The sequence below is a fragment of the Granulicella sp. L60 genome (genome assembly GCF_009765825.1).
Lineage (GTDB): Bacteria > Acidobacteriota > Terriglobia > Terriglobales > Acidobacteriaceae > Edaphobacter.
In genome coordinates this window covers 638-1,636 of sequence record NZ_LMUR01000008.1, presented here as the reverse complement: position 1 = coordinate 1,636, position 999 = coordinate 638, and the positions used below count along the sequence as shown (strand labels likewise).

The following is a 999-nucleotide window of genomic DNA, read 5'->3' as shown; positions in this document are numbered from 1 at the left end:
CGATCCACTCCCGCTGCCAGACAGCATAATCCGCATACTGGATGGGCAGCACTGGGAGTGGGTCCGGCTCCCCATTACGAAAAGCCGCATATAACGTGCTCAGTTCCCTGCGGAAGATATCCATCGACCAGCCGTCGGAGACGATGTGGTGCATAGTGATCAGCAGCACATGCTCTTCGTCGGAGAGCCGGATCAGACGCCCGCGAAGCAACGGACCGGCTTGCAGATCGAAAGGCTCAGAGGCTTCTTCCGCGGCCAGACGCGCCAGTTCCTCTTCGCTGTCGCGGCAACCACAGAGATCGTGCTCGGTGAGGGAAAAAGCTGTGTCCTGAAGGACGAGCTGTATGGGGTCGTCTTGTGCGAAGCGGAAGACAGTACGCAAGGCCTCATGTCGCTGCAGGATTTGATCAAGAGCCTGACGAAGCGCGATGCGGTCCAGATCGCCGGAAAGCCTAAGACCCAAAGAGATGTGATAGGTCTCACTGGTGCCTTCCATCTGGGCTAGGAACCAGAGCCGTTGCTGGGCGAAAGAGAGAGGAGCTGGCGCATGAAGATCGCGGGGCTGGATCGGCGGCAGAACGGCATGCGTTTTCTTCAGATTGAGACTGAGAGCTAATTTGAGAAGTTTTTCTTTCTCGCTGACACTCAGATGGCTTAACACAAATTCCTCCGCAATTGAAGCTCACTGGTTGATCACTGAAGCGAGAAATTTGTTCGTATTAACTTCTCGATATCCGAAATGTCAAATTGTTCAAGTTGTATATTGATAATTGCTTCTCCCAATGACGCGATGGTGGTCTGTTGGAACAGATCATCTATCTGGATATCGAGCTGGAGGATCTGTCGGATGCGTGTGGCGACGCGGACGGCCAGGAGCGAGTGACCGCCGAGATCGAAGAAGTTATCGTGTCTCCCGATGTTTTCGAGATGAAGGATCTCGGCCCAGATAGCGGCCAAGGCTGTTTCGGTTTCACCCCGCGGTGGCTCATAACCACGAAC

At 54.4% G+C, this 999-nt stretch carries 2 protein-coding genes; both read right to left on the bottom strand.

Annotated features, from left to right (window positions below):
• Positions 1 to 661 (bottom strand): condensation domain-containing protein (locus GSQ82_RS24480; RefSeq protein ID WP_216847007.1); only part of this gene is annotated, 661 nt, incomplete at its 3' end.
• 32 nt (positions 662 to 693) lie between these two features.
• Positions 694 to 957 carry a phosphopantetheine-binding protein gene (locus GSQ82_RS25525; protein WP_371417154.1) on the bottom strand — a complete coding sequence of 88 codons (264 nt, stop codon included), beginning with the start codon at positions 955 to 957 and terminating at the stop codon, positions 694 to 696.
• Between the last annotated feature and the right edge of the window lie 42 nt (positions 958 to 999).